Below are 18268 nucleotides of genomic sequence, written 5' to 3'. Positions count from 1 at the left end.
TATTCTCCCATGACTGGCAAGGTAACTGGTAGCAGCAAAAACATGAAGCTCTTCTCTGGGCGTGCACACCCAGAGCTGGCGGAGGCTGTGGCTAAGGAGCTGAAGACGGATCTGGTTCCTACTACCGCCCGCGATTTCGCTAACGGCGAAATCTTCATCCGCTTTGAAGAGTCCGTGCGTGGTGCAGATTGCTTTGTGATGCAGTCTCATACCCAGCCTCTCAATAAGTGGCTGGTGGAGCAGCTCATCATGATTGACGCTCTCAAGCGCGGCTCCGCGAAGCGCATCACTGCCATCCTGCCCTTCTACCCATATGCACGCCAGGATAAGAAGCACTTGGGCCGCGAGCCGATTTCCGCTCGCCTAGTGGCAGACCTACTGCAGGCAGCCGGCGCGGACCGCATCGTCTCCGTGGACCTGCACACCGATCAGATTCAGGGCTTCTTCGATGGCCCGGTTGATCACATGCATGCTCAGCCCATCCTGACCGATTACATCAAGTCCAAGTACGCCACCGATAACATCACGGTTGTCTCCCCGGATGCCGGCCGCGTAAAGGTTGCGGAAAAGTGGGCCCATGACTTGGGCGATGCCCCGCTGGCCTTCGTGCACAAGACCCGCTCCAATACCGAGGCCAATAAGACGGTATCCAACCGCGTAGTAGGCGATGTTGAGGGCAAGGACTGCGTGCTTCTCGACGACATGATTGATACCGGCGGCACCATTGCTGGCGCCGTGCGCGTGCTGAAGGACGCCGGCGCCAAGAAGGTCATCATTGCCTGCACCCACGGCGTCTTTTCTGATCCCGCCCGCGAGCGTCTGTCTGAATGCGGTGCGGAGGAAGTTATCACCACCGATACCCTGCCGCAGTCCACCGAGGGCTGGTCTAACCTCACGGTGCTGTCCATCGCACCGCTTTTGGCACAGACCATCCACGAGATCTTCGAGAATGGTTCTGTCACCACCTTGTTTGACCGCGCCTAAACATGATCTACTATCACTAGCCGCCGAGAATTTACTTCGGCGGCTTTTGATTTGCTAACGGTACGCGTGCTAATCTAACCCAGTCTCGGCGAGGGCGACCTCAGGATGAGGAAGCCGTTATCGACGCGATTGAAGTTAGAGCACGTTGCTTTTATATACGCCTGCGATGACTCGTCCAAGACGTCCATCGGCAGGCTTTCGTCGTTTTATCGCGTTGGCCGCGCCGCACTACTTTGACTAAGGAGAATGAAGCATGGCACAGCGCCCAGTAATCAAGGCTGAAGCACGTACCGAGTTTGGCAAGGGTGTCGCACGCCGCCTGCGCCGCGACTGGAAGGTCCCAGGCGTCATCTACGGTGCCCACCAGGAGCCGGTTCACTTCGCAGTTCCGCTGCTGGACATCCAGTCCCTCGTCCGCAACAACGGTGTCAACGCCGTTTTGGAGCTGGAGATCGACGGTGAGCAGTACCTGACCATGGTTAAGCACGTTGATCAGAACGTCCTGACCTTCGATATCGACCACGTTGACCTGCTTGCTATTAAGCGTGGCGAGAAGGTTGAGGTTGAGGTTCCGGTTACCTTGACCGGCGAGCCGGCCCCAGGCACTATGCACATCCAGGATGCTGACGTACTGCTGGTTGAGGCAGACGTACTGAACATTCCGGAGGAGCTCGAGGTTTCCATCGAGGGCCTCGAGGACGGCGCGGTTATCACCGCTGCCGATGTCACCATGCCGGAAGACACCACCTTGGTGGCAGAAGAAGACACCGTCATCGTATCCATCTCCCTGCCTGAGGTTGATGAGGAGCTCGAGGAAGCAGCCGAGGCTGCTGAGGAAGGCGGCGCTGACGCTGGTGCCGAGTCCGCAGATGAGGACGAAAAGTCCTCTGACTCTGAAGAGGAGTAATCCCTTCCCCTTCCTGTACGTAAACCGCCGTGAGAAATACACCTCGCGGCGGTTTCGCCGTTTTCCTTTCGCTGTATGAGACAATTGAGCGCGTGACTCCACTTCTCGTAGTAGGCCTTGGTAACCCTGGCCCCAGGTACGCAGGAACCCGCCACAATATCGGCTTCGCTGTAGCTGAAGAACTCGCTGGCGAGCTCATGAGCAGCTTTTCGGTGCACAAGAAGACCAATACCGAGGTCGCCGAGGGCATGACAGGTGGCCGTAAAATTATTTGTGCGAAGCCGCGGTCTTTTATGAACCTTTCCGGCGGGCCGATCAAAGCCCTAGCACAATATTTTCATCTCTCCGCCGCCAATATCATCGTCGTCCACGATGAACTGGAACTCGATTTTGGCACCATTAAACTCCGTGACGGTGGCGGCGACCACGGCCATAATGGTTTGCGATCCACCACCAAGTCCCTGGGAACAAAGGACTATCAACGCCTTTCTATAGGAATCGGACGCCCACCGGGCCGCATGGATCCAGCATCGTTTGTGCTCAAGCCTTGGACAAAGCAAGAAAAGGTGGAGATCCCCATTATCTGCGCGAACGCGGTGGATGAGATCCTGCGCGTAGGATAGTCGCCATGAAACTGGCTACCCTACGCACCGGCTTTGGCACTTCCGCTATCCGCATCGACGGCGATAACGTGGGTGTCGAATTGGATTATGAGGATGTGGGCCAGCTGCTACGCAGCGAGGACTGGCGAAAAGCCGCACAGCTTTCCGGCGAACCCGTGGTCTTCGACCACGCCGACTTGGAGGCCGTAGTCCCGAATCCCGGCAAAATTATCTGCGTCGGGCTTAATTACGCCAAACACATCCGCGAAATGGGCCGGGAATTCCCCGAACACCCCACCTTGTTCATCAAGTTCGCCGATGCCCTCACCGGCCCCTATGATGATGTCTTCATTCCAGAATTTGCCACACAGAAGCTGGATTATGAAGGCGAGCTGGCGGTCATCATCGGCGAGCGCGCCCACCGCGTGAACCGGAATGAGGCGCTCGACTATGTCGCCGGCTATGCCATCATGAATGACTACACGCTGCGCGATTTCCAGCGTCAGACGAGCCAGTTCCATGCCGGTAAGTCCTTCTATCGCACCGCAGGCTTCGGCCCGTGGCTCACCACCGCGGAGGAATGGGCACCTGGTTCTGGTGCTTTACTTACTACTACCGTGGGCGGCGAAGAAAGGCAGCGCGATAACACCGATGACCTTATCTTTTCAGTTGCTGAGCTGATCGAGTTTTGCTCGCAGCTTTACCCGCTCAATCCGGGAGACGTCATCGTTACCGGTACCCCAGAGGGCGTTGGATTTGCACGGGAGCCGCAGCAGTTTATTCAAGATGGTCAAAATGTCACCATTGCTATTGAGGGCTTGGGGCATATTTCCAATACAACTTTTTTCGGCGAACCAGGCTGCGGTCCAGGCTGTACCTGCTCTTAGACTGTGCCCAGATTCTCACTCCAACGAGGGCGGTGCAGTTTTCTCCCCTGCTATCAACGGCGGTTAAACTGAGACAATGAGCACAAAGAGCAGTAAAGCCCCTAAGAAACTCAACAAGAAGGCCTACGAGAAGGAACTCGAGCGCCTTCAGGCAGAACTCGTGGACATGCAGCAGTGGGTCGTTGAAACCGGGGCCCGCGTCGTCATCATCATGGAAGGCCGCGACGCCGCCGGCAAAGGCTCTGCTATCAAGCGCATCACCCAGTACCTCAACCCACGTACGTGCCGCGTCGAGGCGCTGCCCGCCCCGAACTCCCGTGAGCAGGGCCAGTGGTACTTCCAGCGCTATGTGGAAAAGCTGCCAACGAAGGGCGAAATTGTCATCTTTGACCGCTCCTGGTACAACCGCGCCGGCGTCGAACGCGTCATGGGCTTTTGCACCGATCAGGAATACGTCCGCTTCCTCCACCAGGCACCTACCTTTGAGCAGATGCTGGTAGAAGACGGCATCATGCTGCGCAAGTACTGGTTCTCTGTCTCCGATGAGGAGCAGATTAAGCGCTTTGAGTCCCGCCGCAATGATCCGCTACGCCGCTGGAAGCTCTCCCCTATGGACCTGCAATCCATTACCCGCTGGGAGGACTATTCCCGCGCGAAGGATGCCATGTTCATTCACACCGATACCCCAACCGCCCCGTGGTACACCGTGGAATCGGAAGACAAGAAGCGCTCGCGTATCAATGTCATCTCGCACCTTCTCAGCACCATTCCCTACGAGAAGATCGAGCGCAAGATGCCTGAAATCCCGCAGCGCCCTGAATCTGATGGCGAGACCTACGAGCGCCCCGCCCGCGAAGAGTTCCGCTATGTGCCTGATGTAGCAGCCAAGCTGGAGCGCAAGTCCGAGCAGAAGACGGCGAAGAAAACCTCAAAGAAGGGCAAGAAGAAGGATAAGAAGAAGTAGCAGCACCGGCCGTATTACTATCTTCAATCATGAGCACTGACACCGTCGCGGAAGCGCGTTTAGGAGATAAAATCCTCACTGCGGTGGCGGTGCTCATTGCGCTATTTTATGTCATTTCTGCCGCGAAGAATCCCAGCATAATTGAGATTATTCAGGCAGGTCTATCGTTGCTATTCCTGCCATTTATGTGGGTCTGGCGGAGCCGTCCCGTGCTCAGCGCCACGGGCTTTATCGTGCTTCTCGCAGCTTGGGCGATGGCTTGGATGAGCCAGCTTCCCACTAACCTGGGAATTACCCCGTGGGCCCTGACTGCACCCATGGCGGTGTATGCCACCTCCCGCTATGTCACACGCCGCGCCATTCCCCGCACGGTACTGGCTCTAACTATTCTTGGCTCCTTCATTTCGCCATTCATGTGGCGCATAGATCCGGAGTCTTTCTTTTTGCATTACCAACTGGACCGCCGCTACTTGGCCATGTTGGTCGTGCACTGGGCGGTTCTAGGCAGCACATATTTTATAGCTGCGCGCTACTTCGATTTAGCACGCCAGCGCGAGCAGCTAGCGCAAGAGCGATTTCGCCAAGCCCAAGAAGAAGAACGCCTGCTCATCGCACGGGAGCTGCATGATGTACTCGCTCATTCCCTCACGTTGATCAAGGTTCAGGCAAACGCCGGGATCATTGCCGCTCGTGCAAACACTGAGGCTGCCCACGATGCGCTGGCCAGTATTCGTGATGGCGCGGATTCTGCTTTGGAAGAGGTCCGCGGCATCGTCACTGCACTGCGAAGCACCGGACCTACCTCACTGGAGCCCACCACGCAGCTAGAGCACATCGAGGGCATTATCGATGGCTTCCGAGCGGCAGGCTTGGACATTAACGCGCATATACCTGAGGCCTACGAGGCTCCAGCACTTACGCAATTGGCGTTGGTGCGCATCATTTCTGAGGGTTTGACCAACGCGTTGCGCCACCAGGGCCCAGGAACCCAGGTGGATGTGGAGCTTGCGCTTGCCGACGTCGCCCGACTCACCCTAATTTCTTCCACGCCCTCCCCGACTCCCAGCGAAGTCCCAGGTAGCGGCGTGGGCCTGATCGGTGTGGAAGAACGTGCCAACGCATTGGGTGGAAAGCTAGAGAGCTGGGGCGATGCCACAAAATTCACCCTGCTCGCCGAACTTCCGTTGCAGAAGGAAAACCGTGTCTAAGATTCGTGTACTGCTTGCCGATGACCAAGCGCTGCTCGTCGCGGCTTTGTCCACGATCCTCAATGCTCAGGAGGATATTGAGGTCGTTACCACCGCGCACACCGGCAACGAAGCCGTTACCGCGGCGATAAGCCACCGCATTGACGTCGCGATTCTAGATATCCGAATGCCCGGAATGGACGGCATTGCCGCGACTCAAGCCATCCTTTCTCGGGTGCCTGACTGCCGAATCATCATGCTCACTACATTTAATGAAGATGATTTGGTGGCTCAATCTATCGCCGCTGGCGCGCATGGGTTTCTCCTCAAAGACGCCGACCCAGATGTACTGGTGGGGGCTGTGCGGGACGTCGCCAAGGGCGAATCGGTCCTAGCTGCTAAGGTAACCGGCCCAGTCTTGCAGACCTACCGCGCCGCAATTGCGCGCGGACAGCTGAGCGCGCGAGAGCGCCAAGGCTTAAGCCTTGTCACCCGTCGCGAACGAGAAGTCTTAGCCCTCATCGCCCGCGGTGCCACCAACGCGGAAATTGCCCGTGAAATGGTCATCGCGGATACGACTGTCAAGACACATATTTCCTCTCTGCTTTCCAAACTGGCTGCACGCGACCGCGTAGCTCTAGTGCTCTTGGCGCAAAAGGCTGGCATCGCCTAAGCCTCCTACCGTGGTAGGAGAACTTCGCGCTAAGGTCCATAGCCTAGGCGGAGGTTATTGCGGCGCTCTGCCGCGAGACTGGGCGGTATGAGTTTTGAGATCTCCTTTGAACACGTCACCAAATCCTTTGGTTCCCACGCGGTGCTCCGGGATGTGGACTTTCGCATTTCCCCTGGCCGCGTCCACGCCTTGCTTGGACGCAACGGGGCCGGAAAATCCACTCTCTTTTCCATCTTCCTTGGCCTGCTGCCGGCAGATTCCGGAATAGTACGCGTGGCTGGTGCCCCGTGGTCACGTGAAGTACTCGACCATGTGGGGGCATCCGTGAATGGACCCGCCTTCTACGGGCATCTTTCCGCCGCTGCCAACCTGCGCGTACATACCCGCTTGCTAGGTCTGCCGGAGTCTGAGGTAGAGCGTGTTTTAGCCATTGCGGGACTCGCCGAGGTCGGTTCTAAGAAAGCCAAATCCTTTTCCACCGGTATGAAGGCCCGCTTGGCATTGGCGCAGGCTTTATTAGGGGATCCGGAAATTTTGCTGCTGGATGAACCTCAAAATGGTCTTGATCCACAGGGCATAGTGGAGCTGCGTACTTTGCTGCGAGACTTGGCAGCAGCCGGCCACACTGTTGTGGTCAGCTCTCATCAGCTTGGCGAGGTCCTTCATTTGGCCGACGACATCACCATTTTGTCTCAGGGCACCATTCGCTATTCCGGGTCCTTGCAGGAGCTTGCCCCCAGCGGACAATTGGAGTCCGAGTTCTTCCGCCTCACCTCTCCGGGTGGTGAGGCCGATGTTTAAGCGCTACCTTTCGGCAGAGCTGATACGCAGCCGCGGCAGCGCTGTGCAGTGGCTACCTCTTCTCGCCTTACCGCTTGCGCTAATGACCATAGTCTTTTCTGCTTTCGCTTCCCCGGCTAAGGATGCTACCGGTGTTCTCGGCTGGCAATCTATGTTTGTCACCGGCATGTACGCGCCGCTCGTTGCGGTATTTGCCGCAGTTACAGAGCGCCGAGAGGTTCTTGCCCGTGGCGGCGGCACCTTGTGGCGCCGCCTCACTACCCGCTACGAACACACTGCCCGCTTAGTGGTAGTGCTCGCCAGCTTGGGCGCGTTCCACCTCCTCAACTTCGGGGTGTCCTGGGTAGTAGTGTTCGTACAAGGCCGCGAACAGCACCACCTCGTGGCACTCGCCGGGCTATATTCCTTCCTCGGTGCTTTTGGCATTGCCGGCCTAGCCTCTGCCTGTTCGCGGCGCTATGGCCTTGGCGCGACACTAATACTCAGCGTTGTCTGGCAGGTTTTAAGCGTGACTTCCAAGGTCGTCGAAGGCCCTACGTGGTGGACTTTTCCACCAGCTTGGCCCATGCGACTCTTGCTTCATTCACTGCACATTCATCAAAATTCCGTGCCCTTGGATCCAGGCAATCTGCTCCTGCAAGAAAGTCCGCTGCTGGCCCTCGCTCTGACGCTACTTCTCGCAGCAGTGGGCGTCTATGCGGCCATCATCACTCCGCGCCGTCTGCTCCGTCTCGCTGTACCTCGCCGCGGCCAGACGACCCCTGCCTCTAGCGGCGCCACTGCACCGCGTGCTACCGCCCGCCCCCGCTTTGCAGGCGCGCTAGTTGGTCTCCACCGGGCGGCGTGCAGCCCAGCGGTTATCGCCTGCTTGGCGTTAAGTGCCTTGACACTGCTATTTCTTGCCCTTTTCTATCCTCCGACTTATGTCCAGGGCTTCTTTATTTTTCTGCTTCTCCCTGTAGGGGCAGGTGTGCTACCGGTTATGGTGTGGCCATTACTCGCGCCGGTATGGCCGCTCAGCCATATTGAATCCCGTCATTGTTCCAGCGCCCTCCTCTGGTGGTTTTTCGGGATAGTATCCGCAGTATGCATAGGCGCGTCGCTCGCGCTTAGTGCTTCTGGCAGCCCGGCTTCGACGACGGCCATCCAACTCCCCCTAGCCATTGGGGTGGGATATGTGATTTCGGTATTCTCTCTTCTCATCGTGATTCGTCTGGGCATCATGAGTGGCCTAGCACTGTGCATCGTCTGCACTATCATCTCCGTGACCTTGGGTGGAGACGTCCTCGCTAGAACCCCGCTGTGGTTGATCGCCTTCCCCGCATGGCCCATGAACGCGGATTCCCCTGCCCGCTATATTCTTGCGACGGTGCTGACAGGAATCTTCGCCACGGCTGGTACGTGGATGGTCATCCGGCTGCTTAAAACTAAAGCGCTGCGGCCGGCAAACTAAGCCTCGCAAGAGTATCGCTCTGCTGACGGGTTGACCTGGCACCACCATCAGGAGACTGGAAGAATGCAGCTAGTTGAAAAAGGCGCACACAGAGCATCTCACAAAGGTGGATTTAGCCTTTGGGGCAAGAAAGGATAAATAAATGAAACTTCCGTCAGACTTTTTCTCAATTAATGGCGATCCGTTTACTGAGGAGGAAATTTCAGAATTAAAGCGAACCGTAGATTCATCTCTGCCTGAAGACTATCTAGAATTTTTATCCCTTCATGGAGGTGGAGTCATTTCCGAGACCTACTCACATGTACAGCTCAGGACAAACGACTCAACTGCTCTCGAAGTTGAAGCAACCATGATTTTTGGAAACGCGACACCAATCGACATATGGGAAAATGCCATTCAACTGGACCCTACTTGGCTCCATGACTGGGGATTTTACTTTTGCGAAGCAAGCAATCCCCCCGAGGACAAGTTTTTAATTAACCTCTCCAATGAAGAGTTTTCAATCGGAAGCATACTATATGAAGACGAAGGGAAAGTTTTCCAAGTATCAAAAGATTTTACATCCTTCATATCGCTTCTAATCAATAGCCGAGGGAAGGCACCCAAGGCACCGCAAAGGCGATCAGAGAAGTTTGGAAAATTCTTTTTTCCAAGCAAGACTGTCAAAAATATAGAATTTTCAAATGCCAATCTAGAACATTAAAAGTAGTCGCAGCAACTCTATTTCCTATCGATTAATTCCACTAATACATCTTGATCGATACCCTACTTGAAAGAGCGCTTACCGAACCTTTTATCTAGATGCTTATATTGCAACAATAAAGCCTTTTTTAAGTCGCAAGAAATTCATCAATTCCCCCAATCTTTCCTACTAGATCGTCTATTTTATCGCATAAGCAGTAGAATTAACCATCAATAGGGCTACCGCCAGGGGCACAACTGCTTTGGGTCCTGACCCCGGAAAGTGGACACGCCAGGGGTTAGGCTCAAGCATCTGAAGTGGCCGGTGCACGAGCCCCCGTTGTTCGCCGGCCAGTATCGGGATACTGAATCCGAGCGGGATTACAACCGCCTCCGTTACTACAACCCCACGCTGGGCGCCTAGAACGCTCAAGACCCACTCGGGCTCGCCCTACGCCTCGCATCAGCACAATGAAGCGCCCCGATGAATTTCCGTACGCACCAAGTAGACAGGGAGGTGCAAGAGCAACCGTAAAAGGAGTGTCACGTTCTGTGCAGAGAAGTAGAGGATCATCGTCCAGTTTCTACCGTTCTAACAAAAATGGCGACGGTGGCTGTTTTAGAGAAAAATTAACTGATTAGGAGTATACGATTGAAATCCTTTCTCATTAAGATCGAGCCAACAAACTACATTTTTGAAGTGTTTGGCGACGAATCTACTGGAACCGAACTTCATTGGTCGGATAATCCGCCGGTCGGTAGAGCCAAGGGCGCATTTGCAGTAGCGCTTCCAGATCTAGAGATAGGCGAGAGGTTTTCAGCCACTGTTTGCTTTACCGATACACCCATCGAAGAGCAAAACGCTTTCTCCAAGCATGTCATTGATACTTTTGATGGGAAAATAGAAATATCAGATGTAGTTGAAAGCCAGGTTGCAGGCTCGGAGGGATTTGTCGGAGCTCTTTACTCCTTACCATGGTCCGGCTCCACAGAAATCGCATTAAGTGCCCCGAAAGGTTTCACGAAAAATAGTGAGGGCGAGTTAGTGCCGCTTAGTTTGCACTTAACATTTAGCCCCGCATCAGAGACTTAAGTCTAGTGAGTTTCTAGCAGAGTCAGCGACCGAAGCCTCTTCCTTTCCTACACCTACGACGGACTCGTCCGACGCGTGGCCCAAAGCACCATCAACACCACCACTGGAGTCTTAGAGGTACACACCACCCAAACCCTCTACGGCACACGCACATGATCTGGTCGGTGCACCAGTCCCCTGCTGTTTGCCAGCCAATATGAAGATGCTGAATCAGACTGGGCGTACAACCGGTTCCGCTACTACAGTCCCACCTTGGGTACCTATAACGCCCAAGACCCACTCGGACTTGCACCACGGCTCGCCTCCGCACAGGGGTATGTCGACCACGCAGCACACTGGGTCGACGTGCTGGGACTGCACGGCTGTTGGGCGGCCAAGGAAGTTCAAGGGAAGGTTGTATATCAACAGACTGGTAGACAGGTATTCAATCCGCACAAAGAGGTGTACCTTCCTCGGGAAATTGGTAGTGGAATTGGCACCAATGTCGATTTAATGAGGCATGGGCGCGCCCCAATAGGGGTAGATGGAAACACAGTGAATTTGCACCATATCGGACAAGATGATCGATCAGCCGTGGTAGAAATTACAAAACAGATACACACAGAAAACGCTAAATTTCTCCATATATTCCACGGAATGAATAGGAGCGAGTTTCCAACAGATGTCCCCCTGTCTACCGCGCATTCTTTAGGGAGTGGAGACACACATACTGGAAAGAAAAGGCATTGGACTATTTATGACCGGTCAGAAAAAACTCTCAGATAAGCTACTCTCATACTTGTACGGCCACGGTCTAAGTAAAAGTGAACTGTCTCAGCTGAAATCGGTGGCTCCATCTTGGATTCCCGAACAATACTTCCAATTCTGGAAGCATTACACGGCCTTTTCTCCGCCATCGTTAAATTTCTTCACACCTGCCCCATATGGAGTCTATGAAAACGCCTTCGAAGGGTTTCTAGAGGATTTCCGGTCAGCCGATCTTGTCGATTCAAAACGCTTCTTCCCAGTAGCCTATGATGACGGTTTTGTCTGGGGCGTCTTCGAACAGAAGCCCAATGGGTCGGTTATATGTGGAATGTACGATTTTCAAGAAAAGGACTACGTTGAAGGCCCCTTCAAGACATTCGAGCAGTGGGTGTATAGCTACGGATAAACAGGCGGACCTGACCCCTGTTTGGTAGACACCTGATATCCAGCCCGGTTGGGTTGGGAAGAAAGGTAATCTACCAAACAGGGGTCAGGACCCAAACAACTTGACACGCTCGGTGCATGCGCTACAACACGCGCAGACGACACTCCTGATGCAACCTTCTAGCTCCCGATGACTTCGAAGCACTCACATCAGCTATGCTGATCCAAGCAGCATAGCTAACCCCGACGTGTCTACTTTCCGGAGGTCAGGCCCCCTAGATGCTAAAATTCTCTTTAGACAGCCCTAAAGGCAGCCGCCCTAAAGCGGGACAGCTCTACCTGATGAAAACCACCCTCGGTTACATCCCTGTTGGCGTCGCCTCCACCGAAGCATTCTTTGGTGCGGCCGCAATGCTCCACCCTTATCGCGCGCTCATCAGCGATCCATCAGATACAACCTGGTTTCCACTCGTCGAAAAGAACGAACTGCTTATTCCGCCAATTCAGATCGTCAAGAGTGACTTCAGAAAAGGCGGACCTTTTCAGAGAATCCCAGCGAAAAGCCATCCTAATACCATCCCTTTTGACAACTACTTCCACTACACACTCGCGGACTTATGGTCACCAGAGGAGCAAGCATTCGTCCCCACAACAAAAGAAGATGAATGGATGCCAAAGGAAAGACGGATCATCAACTACACGATCCACGACACAAACCCGCCGCAAGGCGGCACCACGGATGAAGCCCCAGAAGGCACCTACTTTATGACCGATGTCCTAGGCGGGCACCGCGAAATCGAATATGCCCTTGAAGACGCACTAGCTTACTACGGTCTAATCGATACCCCGCGCCCCACGCGCCCCGACTTCATTGAAAGCCAGGAACACGACACTATGCAAACCGACTCACAGCAGGAAGACCAGCCACTCTTCCACCTCGCAGAAATCGACGGTATGACCACCCTGTTCGCCGCCATGGACACCATGCCAGAAGAAGCAGCCGGCGTCATAGAACAAGCAGGGCACACACCCAACGGCTACTTCCTCGACAACCTCGCCAAGTACCTACTCCGACAAGCAAACGTAACCACCAACGGCATCGAATTCGACAGCGAAGCAGGCATGTTCAGCCTCATTGGCACCACCAAGATCCTGCAACCACTCCACGACCAACTCACAGAACTCTTCAACAACACAAACGACCTACAACAAAGGCTCAAGCAAGCCGAAGCAGCAGGAATAGACTTCGACGACTAAAAAGAAGCTTTATCCTGACACGTTAAAAACTAGTCAGCTGGCTGGAATGGTGCTGCGCATTATTACTGGTATACCTACGACAGACTTGGCCGACATATAGCCAAAGACACCATCAATACCGGGCCTGACCCCTAGCAGAATCGTTGAATACCACCCTCAAGCGTGGAGTCTTGCGCAATAGGAAAGTCTTTGACAATCCGATCGCCTGAAGGCGGTGAAACCGAGACTTCAGCTACACCGGCTAGGGGTGCCCCAACCATTCAATCAGCATCCAAGAAGGTCAAATCTAGCCCCACCAACACGCCGAGTCACAAACGTATAAGCCCTTAGCCCTTAAAACGACTATAGCCCGCGGGTAACCGCGGGCTTAAAATCATTGAGCCTTAAAGCTCAGCAGGAGAAACGCGCTTCGGCAGAACAACCGGGCGGGTACCCGCCAGCTCTTCTACGATGCGTACTACCTGGTTGGAGTAACCGAACTCGTTGTCGTACCACACATAAAGCACGAGGTGCTTGCCGGAGGCGATGGTGGCAACACCGTCGACAATGCCAGCGTGGGTATTGCCGATGAAGTCAGAGGAAACAACCTCTGGGGAGGCGATATAGGAAATCTGCTGACGCAAGTCAGAGTGCAGCGAAACGTTGCGCAGGAAGTCGTTGACCTCTTCGCGGTCTACTTCCTTTTCCAGTTCAAGGTTAAGCACGGCCATAGACACGTCCGGGGTAGGAACGCGGATGGCGTTGCCGGTGAGCTTGCCTTCGAACTCCGGCAGAGCCTTAGACACAGCCTTAGCTGCACCGGTGGCGGTAAGCACCATGTTCAGGCCCGCGGCGCGGCCACGGCGATCACCCTTGTGGTAGTTATCGATGAGGTTCTGGTCATTGGTAAACGAGTGCGCCGTTTCCACGTGGCCGTGGGTTACGCCGTAGCGGTCATTGATGACCTTGAGTACTGGGGTGATGCCGTTGGTGGTGCAGGACGCGGCGGAGAGGATCTGATCCTCATCGGTGATCTTTTCGTTATTGATGCCGTAGACGATGTTCTTGATATCGCCCTTGCCCGGTGCAGTCAAAAGCACACGAGAGATGCCCTTGGCCTTGAGGTGCTGGGACAAGCCCTCGCGGTCGCGCCACGCGCCAGTGTTATCTACCAAGATGGCATCGTTGATGCCATAAGAGGTGTAGTCAATCTCGGAGGGATCGTTAGCGTAGATCATCTGGATCTTGGTGCCGTTGGCCCAGATGACCTCGTTTTCCTCATCCACGGAGATGGTGCCGTTGAAGGCGCCGTGGACGGAATCGCGGCGCAGCAAGGAGGCGCGCTTGAGGATGTCCCCATCTCCCTTCTTGCGCAGGACGATGCCGCGCAGGCGGACTCCACCATAGGCTGCCTCGCGGGCGACGAGCAGGCGGGCAAGCAGTCGGCCAATGCGACCAAAGCCATAGAGGACGACGTCGGTGGTTTCCAAATCCACGCCTGCACCGACGATCTCGCATAGCTCGCCTTCCAGGTACATGCGGAGGTTTTCCTCGTTGGACTCCTCCCAGCCCAGTACCAAGCGGCCGAGGTCAACGCTGGCGGCGCCTAGGTTCATGTCCGCCAATTCCACCAGGATTGGCAGGGTCTCCGCCGTGGACAGGTGGCGCTGCGCAATGCGGCGGCCGTAGCGGTGGGACTTGATGATGTCGATATCCGTCTGGCCCACCAGCGGGCGGCCGAAGATGGTGGTGACAACGTTATTGTTGCGGTGCAGCTGGTGGATGAGTGGAATCATCTGCTGCGCCAGCTCGAGGCGCTCGTTCCAATCATCATGGCCAACATGTGCGTTCGCAGTCACGAAATTCATTCCTTTTCTGTCACGGGGGTGGCATTAAATCTTCAAACCTAAATATTAGCGCCTACTAGTGTGGGTTTTGGCATAGTCGGTTAAGGATGTCGGCCACAGTACCCCCGTTTATTTTGCCTACCTCTGTACCTACGAGGCAGTAGGATACGGCATCATCGTGCTGCGCACGGCGTTTCTTTAGGACCGGATTCAAAAGTGGGTAGACCGGGGGCAAGTCAGGGTGTCTCCGGGTGTACTCGGTCTCCAAACCGCGGGCGAAGCGGCCTGAGAATGCACGGGTGGACACGGTTTTCCCACCACGGCGAAGAAGCTGCCGGTTATAGTCGCTCGTGCCAGCCTCGGCAGCGAGCAAAAAGGCGGACCCGCAAGAGCAGGCGGCAACTCCGCTCCAGGACATAGCGTTGGCTACATCAGCCGCGGTGCGCAGGCCACCGGCTGCGATAAGGGGAAGTTCTGGAGAAGCGGCGCGCACATCGGCTACTAGCTCTTCTAAGCCCCGGGAATCCGGGGTTGCGGAAAGCTCCCAGGTTCCACGGTGTCCACCAGCCGCCGGACCTTGGACGCAGAGCACGTCGACGCCGCCACGTGCGGCCGCAATTGCCTCCGTAGGGGTGGTAACGGTGGTCCACGCCTCTGCGCCCGCAGCGTGGATTCGCTCTATCTGTTCGGGTGTAAAGGTTCCAAACATGGACCACACCACCCGGGCGCCACCGCGAAGGGCTAGCTCCAGCTTTTCTGCATAGCCAAAGGAGTAGTCGGGCTCGGGTAGCGGCTGGTTTTCTGCTTGAGCCAACTCGCGTGCAGCTGCCAAGTACGGCTCGGTAAGTGGATCTTGAGGGCAAAAGAGGTTCACCCCGAACGGAATTCCGGCGCACTGTTCTATCTGTGTGCGAGCAGAGTCGATGCTGGCAGAGCCCAAACCTAGGGTGCCGAAAGAGCCGGCCGCAAAAGCTGCGTGCACCAGTTCCGGGGTGGTGGGACCACCGGCCATTGGCGCGGGAATTACGTTACGGGAAAAGGAGCTAATAACCTGACTCATACCACCCCACCCTACCGAGAGAGGAAGCTAGCGCAGTGGCAGATTTAGGAGATTTTTTCGCGCGGATCTTTGGCGCAGGAAAAAAGACGCAACCGGGGCTCAATCCGAATGATCTGGAGGCAGACTGGCTTATCGTGGGCTTGGGCAACCCCGGCGCGAAGTATGCCGCTACCCGCCACAATGTGGGCTATATGGCCATCGATGATCTCCTCGCAGCCGGTGGAGATGTCCTCGAACCGGTGCGCGGGATGGATGTCCAGGCAGCTCCGCTTAATTGGGAGGGCCATAAAGTACTTGCCGTGCGTTCGGGCACCTTTATGAACCTGTCGGGGGATCCTGTGGCACCGCTAGCGCAGCAATTAGGTATCGCTCCAGACCATGTGATTGTCCTCCACGATGAGCTCGATCTGCCGGCCAATAAGGTCCGGCTCAAGCAGGGTGGCAATGAAAACGGGCACAACGGGCTCAAGTCCCTCACCGAGCGCTTAGGCACGCGCGACTATCTCCGTGTGCGCATTGGTATTGCGCGCCCGCCCAAGGGCTCGTCGATTCCAGACTATGTATTAGGCCCGGTGGATACCGGTGCGGGTTTCGACGCCGCCATTGCCACTGCAGCTAAGGCGGCTCGGCTCATCGTCACCGAAGGGCTAAGCAAAGCCCAAAACCAGATTCACTCGCGCTAACACTGGGAGAATTTCTCTAGGGCCTGGGGGCTGCCGGCGGCGACGATGAAATCGGTGGGGGCGAGCTCGGTGGCGTCGGCAAGCGGGGCCCATTCCCCTTCCGCACAACGCACCGAAACCAATTGCACGCGGTGGGTGCGCCAGATGGCGGAAAGGTCGAGCGGTCGGCCCACCAATGAGCTAGGAACGGCCATTTGGGTCACGCCGTAATCGGTAGCGATTTCTGCGAAATCACGAAAGCGCCCGCCCAAAAGGTAGGCCACACGGCGGCCGGTATCGCGCTCCGGACGGATGACATGGTGGGTGCCTATCTGGCTCAAAATGCGCGCATGCGCCTCCGAATCTGCCTTGGCCCAGATATCTTTCACCCCCAGCTCCACCAGATTAGACGCGGTAAGAATGGAGTCTTCCAGGTGGGAGCCGATAGCGACGATGACGCGCTCGACTTCCTCCACGCCCAGCTGACGTAAGGCTTCCGGGTCAGTGGTATCTGCCGCAATGGTCTCAGTGAGGTAAGGCGCTTCCTCGCGCACTCGCTTTTCGCTGGAGTCAATACCAAGGACCTCAACGCCATTGGCCATCAACTCATGGGCTAGCGAGGAGCCAAATCGCCCCAGACCGATGACGACGACGGGAGGAATATCGATGCCGGCGCGGGTGCGACCCAGCGCCTTGAGAATATTAGCCAAGGAACGGCCTTTCTTCGGGATAGCTAAAACGCCGACTTACGGTTTTTGCCGCCAGCGCCGCTACCAAGGTGGTTGGGCCAACACGGCCCAGGTACATGATGAGGCACAGCACTATCTGCGAAGGTGCAGATAGGCTTGCGGTAATTCCGGTGGACAAGCCCACCGTAGCGAATGCGGAGAGCACTTCGAAAGAGACTTGGTCACCGCTAAACTCCGGATCGAAAAAGCGCAGGGCCGCCACGCCGAGTGTGACCACCATGACTCCGGCAAAGCTCAAGGCCAGGGCCTGGCGGGTTACCGAGCGCGGAAGGCTGCGGTGCCCGATGGTCGTGGTTTCGCGCCCAGTGAACTCAGCCGCCATCGCCGCCAAGAGCACGCACGCGGTGGTGACTTTAATGCCACCGGCGGTACCGGCAGACCCGCCGCCGATAAACATCAAAATATCGGTGCCCATCAGGGTAATGGGGTGAGCCTGCCCGTAGTCGATGGCATTAAAGCCGGCCGTGCGCGGAGATGCACTGGCAAAGAAAGAGTTGAGCAGTTTTTCTCCCAGCGACATGGACGACATCAGCCCGGTCCATTCCATGCAGGCGAAAAAGACCGCACCAGCGACCAAGAGCACGGCCGTAGCAACCAAAGTCATGCGCGCGGTAATGGAGATGCGGTGGACCACGTAACTGTTGCGGCGCACGAGGCGCACCAGCTCCGCCCATACCGGAAATCCCAAGCCGCCACCGATCAGCGCGGCGGCTAAGGGCAGCAGAATCCAGGCATCGGCAACAAAGGGCACTAGATTATCGCTATTGGTGCTAAATCCCGCGTTATTGAATGCAGAAATGGCGTGAAAGATGCCTTCCCATACCGCGCGCGGAAAGGAATGACCATAGCCAATCATCAACCGCGCAGCCACGATGAGAGCGATGATGATCTCTGCCACGGCGGTAAAGGCAAAGGTAAAAATCAGCGTCTTGCGAATTCCGCCAGGAGCAATGGGGCGCCCCTCATAGGCGCCCGTTTTGCGTGCTTTGAAGCTAATCCGGCCGGTAAAAAGCAGACCGGATAGCGAGGCCAGGGACATGATGCCCAAGCCACCCAGTTGGATGAGTGCCAAGATGATCACTTGGCCGGCCGGGCTCCAAAAACTACCGGTATCCACCACGATAAGTCCGGTTAGCGATACCGCAGACGTAGCGGTAAAAAGCGCAGACAGAAAAGAAGCGCGGGCGGTGCCGGCCTCGGCGAACGGTAGCATGAGCAAAACCGTTCCAAGCAAAATGAGCAAAAGAAAGCCGGCGGCGGTTAAGCGCGCCGGTCCCCACTGCCGTATGGAAAGCAGATGTTTCACGAGCGGAAGTATAGACCTGCTTGGGGTGCAAGGAAACTGCTAGCA

The 18268-nt window shown here is 55.9% G+C and carries 19 protein-coding genes and 1 pseudogene; 16 read left to right on the top strand and 4 right to left on the bottom strand.

Going from position 1 to position 18268, the window contains the following annotated elements; translation table 11 throughout:
• The first annotated feature begins 9 nt into the window (after positions 1-9).
• The 15 genes and pseudogenes from ACLI1M_RS04060 to ACLI1M_RS03990 all read left to right on the top strand — a co-directional run bounded on the left by ACLI1M_RS04060 (position 10) and on the right by ACLI1M_RS03990 (position 12620).
• The gene (locus ACLI1M_RS04060; RefSeq protein ID WP_005323655.1) at positions 10-984 is read left to right on the top strand and encodes a ribose-phosphate diphosphokinase; all 975 of its coding nucleotides are present in this window, start codon (positions 10-12) and stop codon (positions 982-984) included.
• 253 nt (positions 985-1237) lie between these two features.
• The gene (locus ACLI1M_RS04055) at positions 1238-1891 is read left to right on the top strand and encodes a 50S ribosomal protein L25/general stress protein Ctc (RefSeq protein ID WP_023021920.1); all 654 of its coding nucleotides are present in this window, start codon (positions 1238-1240) and stop codon (positions 1889-1891) included.
• Positions 1892-1983: 92 nt separating this feature from the next.
• Positions 1984-2514 carry an aminoacyl-tRNA hydrolase gene (gene pth, locus ACLI1M_RS04050; RefSeq protein ID WP_034656468.1) on the top strand — a complete coding sequence of 177 codons (531 nt, stop codon included), beginning with the start codon at positions 1984-1986 and terminating at the stop codon, positions 2512-2514.
• Between the two features lie 5 nt (positions 2515-2519).
• Positions 2520-3380: a fumarylacetoacetate hydrolase family protein gene (locus ACLI1M_RS04045; RefSeq protein WP_023021922.1), complete on the top strand. Its 861-nt coding sequence runs from the start codon at positions 2520-2522 to the stop codon at positions 3378-3380.
• 76 nt (positions 3381-3456) lie between these two features.
• A complete protein-coding gene (gene ppk2, locus ACLI1M_RS04040; protein ID WP_086588148.1) occupies positions 3457-4344 on the top strand; it encodes a polyphosphate kinase 2 in 888 nt (295 codons plus the stop codon).
• Positions 4345-4373: 29 nt separating this feature from the next.
• On the top strand, positions 4374-5552 hold the full coding sequence (locus ACLI1M_RS04035; protein WP_200287868.1) for a sensor histidine kinase: 1179 nt from the start codon (positions 4374-4376) through the stop codon (positions 5550-5552).
• Positions 5545-6204, top strand: a complete 660-nt coding sequence (locus ACLI1M_RS04030) for a response regulator (protein WP_200287870.1) — start codon at positions 5545-5547, stop codon at positions 6202-6204. Before ACLI1M_RS04035 ends, ACLI1M_RS04030 begins: the two co-directional genes overlap by 8 nt.
• Positions 6205-6291: 87 nt before the next feature.
• Positions 6292-7005 carry an ATP-binding cassette domain-containing protein gene (locus tag ACLI1M_RS04025; RefSeq protein WP_411706676.1) on the top strand — a complete coding sequence of 238 codons (714 nt, stop codon included), beginning with the start codon at positions 6292-6294 and terminating at the stop codon, positions 7003-7005.
• Between the two features lie 82 nt (positions 7006-7087).
• The gene (locus ACLI1M_RS04020) at positions 7088-8458 is read left to right on the top strand and encodes a hypothetical protein (RefSeq protein WP_411706675.1); all 1371 of its coding nucleotides are present in this window, start codon (positions 7088-7090) and stop codon (positions 8456-8458) included.
• Positions 8459-8476: 18 nt separating this feature from the next.
• Positions 8477-8596, top strand: a pseudogene (locus ACLI1M_RS04015) (HNH endonuclease); the annotation flags it as partial.
• Between the two features lie 4 nt (positions 8597-8600).
• Positions 8601-9161 carry an SMI1/KNR4 family protein gene (locus ACLI1M_RS04010; protein WP_200287878.1) on the top strand — a complete coding sequence of 187 codons (561 nt, stop codon included), beginning with the start codon at positions 8601-8603 and terminating at the stop codon, positions 9159-9161.
• Between the two features lie 630 nt (positions 9162-9791).
• The gene (locus tag ACLI1M_RS04005) at positions 9792-10232 is read left to right on the top strand and encodes a hypothetical protein (protein WP_200287880.1); all 441 of its coding nucleotides are present in this window, start codon (positions 9792-9794) and stop codon (positions 10230-10232) included.
• A gap of 177 nt (positions 10233-10409) precedes the next feature.
• Positions 10410-10997 (top strand): HNH/ENDO VII family nuclease, encoded by a 588-nt coding sequence (locus ACLI1M_RS04000; protein ID WP_411706735.1) that lies wholly within the window; start codon positions 10410-10412, stop codon positions 10995-10997.
• Positions 10969-11385, top strand: a complete 417-nt coding sequence (locus ACLI1M_RS03995) for a hypothetical protein (RefSeq protein ID WP_200287884.1) — start codon at positions 10969-10971, stop codon at positions 11383-11385. Before ACLI1M_RS04000 ends, ACLI1M_RS03995 begins: the two co-directional genes overlap by 29 nt.
• A 257-nt stretch (positions 11386-11642) precedes the next feature.
• On the top strand, positions 11643-12620 hold the full coding sequence (locus ACLI1M_RS03990; RefSeq protein WP_200287886.1) for an Imm51 family immunity protein: 978 nt from the start codon (positions 11643-11645) through the stop codon (positions 12618-12620).
• 383 nt (positions 12621-13003) lie between these two features.
• On the opposite strand, the gene ACLI1M_RS03985 is transcribed toward ACLI1M_RS03990, so the two are convergent.
• Together ACLI1M_RS03985 and ACLI1M_RS03980 are read right to left on the bottom strand one after the other, a co-directional pair.
• Complete coding sequence (locus tag ACLI1M_RS03985; RefSeq protein ID WP_375545473.1) at positions 13004-14458, bottom strand: glyceraldehyde-3-phosphate dehydrogenase; 1455 nt, start codon at positions 14456-14458, stop codon at positions 13004-13006.
• Between the two features lie 64 nt (positions 14459-14522).
• The gene (locus tag ACLI1M_RS03980; protein ID WP_411706674.1) at positions 14523-15506 is read right to left on the bottom strand and encodes a nitronate monooxygenase; all 984 of its coding nucleotides are present in this window, start codon (positions 15504-15506) and stop codon (positions 14523-14525) included.
• Positions 15507-15541: 35 nt separating this feature from the next.
• On the opposite strand from ACLI1M_RS03980, the gene pth (ACLI1M_RS03975) reads away from it, so the two are divergent.
• Positions 15542-16189 carry an aminoacyl-tRNA hydrolase gene (gene pth / locus ACLI1M_RS03975; protein ID WP_316330722.1) on the top strand — a complete coding sequence of 216 codons (648 nt, stop codon included), beginning with the start codon at positions 15542-15544 and terminating at the stop codon, positions 16187-16189.
• Here pth (ACLI1M_RS03975) and ACLI1M_RS03970 read toward each other — a convergent pair.
• The gene (locus ACLI1M_RS03970; protein WP_200435979.1) at positions 16186-16878 is read right to left on the bottom strand and encodes a potassium channel family protein; all 693 of its coding nucleotides are present in this window, start codon (positions 16876-16878) and stop codon (positions 16186-16188) included. The two genes, pth (ACLI1M_RS03975) and ACLI1M_RS03970, sit on opposite strands and share 4 nt — an antisense overlap.
• The gene (locus ACLI1M_RS03965) at positions 16871-18223 is read right to left on the bottom strand and encodes a TrkH family potassium uptake protein (protein WP_411706673.1); all 1353 of its coding nucleotides are present in this window, start codon (positions 18221-18223) and stop codon (positions 16871-16873) included. The genes ACLI1M_RS03970 and ACLI1M_RS03965 overlap by 8 nt, the downstream gene beginning before the upstream one ends.
• Positions 18224-18268 lie beyond the last annotated feature (45 nt).

Origin of the sequence: Corynebacterium sp. LaCa54 (genome assembly GCF_046717495.1) — a bacterium.
Taxonomy (GTDB): domain Bacteria; phylum Actinomycetota; class Actinomycetes; order Mycobacteriales; family Mycobacteriaceae; genus Corynebacterium; species Corynebacterium kefirresidentii.
This window is presented reverse-complemented; position numbering and strand designations above follow the sequence as displayed.